Genomic DNA, 4,017 nt, shown 5'->3' on the forward strand with positions numbered 1-4,017 from the left:
CGCTCCAGGCCATGACCGCCGCCATGCGTCGCCTCGCCGACGGCGATCACGGCATCACTGTGCCGGCGGTCGGCCAGCGCGACGAACTGGGCGAGATGGCCAACGCTGTCGTGGTCTTCCGCGACGCGGCCGTCGCCAAGATCCAGGCTGACGCCGAGGTCGTCGAGGCCAAGGCCCGGGCCGACCGCGACCAGAAGGCCGCCAGCGAGGCGGCGATCGCCCAGCAGCAGGCGCTGGTGGTGCAGTCGTTCGGCGTCGCGCTGGAGAAACTGGCCCAGGGCGATCTGACCTACAGCGTCACGGACGACCTGCCGGTCGAGTATGAAAAGCTTCGGTCGGACTTCAACGCCGCCATGGGTGCGCTGAAGGACACTATGGCCGTTGTCGTCACCAACGTCTCGGCCATCCGCTCGGGCTCGGGCGAGATCAGTCACGCGGCCGACGACCTGTCGCGCCGCACCGAGCAGCAGGCCGCCAGCCTCGAGGAAACGGCCGCCGCGCTGGATCAGATCACCGCCACCGTCAACAAGACCGCCTCGGGCGCCCGTCAGGCCTCCAGCGTGGTCCAGGGCGCGCGCGGCGACGCCGAGACCTCGGGCATCGTGGTTCGCGACGCCGTCGAGGCCATGAGCGCCATCGAACGCTCGGCGCAGCAGATCAGCCAGATCATCGGCGTGATCGACGAAATCGCCTTCCAGACCAACCTGCTGGCCCTGAACGCGGGCGTTGAAGCCGCCCGCGCCGGCGATGCCGGCCGCGGCTTCGCGGTCGTCGCCTCCGAGGTCCGGGCCCTGGCCCAGCGTTCGGCGGAAGCGGCCAAGGAAATCAAGACCCTGATCTCGGCCTCGACCAGCCAGGTCGACACCGGTGTGAAGCTCGTCGGCCAGACGGGCGAGGCGCTGCAACGCATCGTCGGCCGCGTCGCCGAGATCGACGGCCTGGTCTCCGAAATCGCGGCCTCGGCCAACGAACAGGCCACCGGCCTTCAGCAGGTCAACACCGCTGTCAACCAGATGGATCAGGTGACCCAGCAGAACGCCGCCATGGTCGAGCAGTCGACCGCCGCCAGCCACTCGCTGACGCAGGAGGCCGAGGGCCTGGCCTCGTCCGTCGCCCGCTTCCGCATTGGCGACGCGGCCCCGGCCACGGCCCGCGTCCCGGCGCCGGCGGCTCGTCCTGTTCCGGCCCTGAAAATCATCGGCCGCGGCGGCGCCGCCCGCCGGTCCGAACCGGTCGCCGCCGCCGACGGCTGGGAGGAGTTCTAGGGCTCGGACTCAATCCCGCTCGTCCCGGCTTTCGCCCCCGCCATCCTGACAGGAGAGGTTGGGAGTCAGGCGTAGTCCTGGATCGGGCGGACATCCAGTTCGCCCGCCTTGATCGCCCCGATCGCCTGGGCGGCGGCCAGGGCCCCCGCGGCGGTGGTGTAGTAGGGGATCTTCATCATCAGCGCGGTGCGGCGCAGGCTGAAGCTGTCCTGCAGCGACTGCTTGCCCGAGGTGGTGTTGAAGACCAGCTGGACCTCGCCGTTCTTCATCGCATCGACGATGTGCGGACGGCCTTCCAGCACCTTCTTCACCAGGCCGACCTCAAGGCCTTCGCCGACGAGGTAGGCGTGGGTGCCCTCGGTGGCGATCAGGGTGAAGCCTTCGGCCAGCAGGGTCTTGGCGGCGTCGAGGATGAAGGGCTTGTCCTCGTCCTTGACCGAGATGAAGGCGCAGCCCGCGGCCGGCAGGGTGGTGCCGCCGCCCAGCTGGGACTTGGCGAAGGCGCGGGCGAAGGCGGGGGCCATGTCGGCCTCGCCGTCGCGCTTCCAGTCCAGGCCCATGACCTCGCCGGTCGAGCGCATTTCCGGGCCCAGGATGATGTCGACCCCGGCGAAGCGGGCGAATGGGAAGACCGCTTCCTTGACCGCGATATGATCGTACGGCTTGTCGGCCAGGCCGAAGGACTTCAGCGGCACGCCGGCCATGACCTTGGCGGCGATGGCGGCGATCGGCTGGCCGATGGTCTTGGCCACGAAGGGCGCCGTGCGGCTGGCGCGCGGGTTCACTTCCAGCACGAAGATGCGCGGGGTTTCGCTGTGCGGCTCCTCGATGGCGAACTGGACGTTCATCAGGCCGCGCACCTTCAGCGCCCGGGCCATGGCCTCGGTCTGCCGCTTCAGCTCGGCGACGATGGCCGGCGACAGCGAATAGGGCGGCATCGAACAGGCGCTGTCGCCCGAGTGGACGCCGGCTTCCTCGATATGCTCCAGCACGCCCGCCACGAAGACGGTCTCGTCATCGCACAGGGCGTCCACGTCCACCTCGGTGGCGCGGTTCAGATAGTGGTCGATCAGCACCGGATCGTCGCCCGAGACGCGCATGGCCTCATGGACGTAGCGGTCCAGCTGCTCGCGGTCGTGGACGATCATCATGCCGCGTCCGCCCAGCACGTAGGAGGGGCGCAGGACGACCGGATAACCGACCTCTTCCGCCTTCTGCGCGGCTTCCTCGGCGCTGCGGGCCAGGCCGTTGGGCGGCTGCTTCAGGCCGATGTCGTTGAGCATCTTCTGGAAGCGCTCGCGGTCCTCGGCCAGGTCGATGGAATCCACCGTGGTGCCCAGGATCGGCACGCCGTCCTCCTGCAGCGCATGGGCCAGCTTCAGCGGCGTCTGGCCGCCGAACTGGACGACGACGCCGATCAGTTCGCCCTTCGAGCGCTCGACGTCGATCAGCTCCAGAACATCCTCTTCGGTCAGAGGCTCGAAATAGAGGCGATCGGAGGTGTCGTAGTCGGTCGAGACGGTCTCGGGGTTGCAGTTGACCATGATCGACTCGACGCCGATGTCGTCGAAGGCGAAGGCCGCGTGACAGCAGCAGTAGTCGAACTCGATCCCCTGGCCGATTCGGTTGGGACCGCCGCCCAGGATGATGGCCTTCTTCTTGTCCGACGGCGCGGCCTCGCATTCGGGGACCTGGCCCAGGGCGCCTGTCTCATAGGTCGAATACATATAGGCCGTGGCCGAGGCGAACTCGGCGGCGCAGGTATCGATGCGCTTGAAGACCGGGCGCACGTCCAGCGCGCGGCGGGCCTTGCGGACGGCCTTTTCGGTCGAACCGGTCAGCTGGCCCAGACGGGCGTCGGAGAAGCCCTTGGCCTTCAGCCTGCGGAAGTCGGTCGCGGTGGTCGGCAGGCCCTGCACGACGACATGACCCTCGGTGCGGACGATGTCGGCGATCTGGCGCAGGAACCAGGGCTCGTAGGAACAGGCGGCGTTGACCTCTTCCACGGTCAGGCCGTGGCGGAAGGCCTGGGCGATGACCCGGATGCGGTCGGGCGTCGGCTGGCCCAGCGCCCGGATGACGGCGGCGCGCGCAGAAGCGTCGTCCTCGACATCCGCCACGCCTTCGATCTCGATCTCGTTGAAGCCGGTCAGGCCGGTCTCGAGGCCGCGCAGGGCCTTCTGCATCGATTCCTGGAAGGTCCGGCCGATGGCCATGACCTCGCCCACCGACTTCATCGAGGTGCCCAGCAGGGGCTCGGAGCCCGGGTATTTCTCGAAGGCGAACCGCGGGATCTTGGTGACGACATAGTCGATGCTCGGCTCGAACGAGGCGGGCGTGACCTTGGTGATGTCGTTCTGCAGTTCGTCCAGCGTGTAGCCGACGGCCAGGCGCGCGGCGACCTTGGCGATCGGGAAGCCGGTGGCCTTGGAGGCCAGGGCGGAAGACCGCGACACGCGCGGGTTCATCTCGATGACGACCATGCGGCCGTCGGCCGGATTGATGGCCCACTGCACGTTCGATCCGCCGGTCTCGACGCCGATCTCGCGCAGGACGTTGATCGAGCCCGTGCGCATGCGCTGGTACTCTTTGTCGGTCAGGGTCTGGGCCGGCGCCACGGTGATGCTGTCGCCCGTGTGCACGCCCATCGGGTCGATGTTCTCGATCGAGCAGATGATGATGCAGTTGTCCGCCGTGTCGCGGACGACCTCCATCTCGTACTCCTTCCAGCCCAGCACCGATTCCTCGATCA

General features: G+C 68.3%; 2 protein-coding genes. One reads left to right on the plus strand and one right to left on the minus strand.

Annotated elements, in window-relative coordinates:
• Window positions 1-1,265, plus strand: a 1,265-nt coding sequence (locus tag Q0C81_RS00405; protein ID WP_291832217.1) for a methyl-accepting chemotaxis protein, incomplete at its 5' end; no start/stop codon positions are given.
• Between the two features lie 65 nt (window positions 1,266-1,330).
• On the opposite strand, the gene carB is transcribed toward Q0C81_RS00405, so the two are convergent.
• Window positions 1,331-4,017 (minus strand): carbamoyl-phosphate synthase large subunit (gene carB / locus Q0C81_RS00410; protein ID WP_291832218.1); only part of this gene is annotated, 2,687 nt, incomplete at its 5' end.

Origin of the sequence: Brevundimonas sp., from assembly GCF_023259385.1 — a bacterium.
Taxonomy (GTDB): domain Bacteria; phylum Pseudomonadota; class Alphaproteobacteria; order Caulobacterales; family Caulobacteraceae; genus Brevundimonas.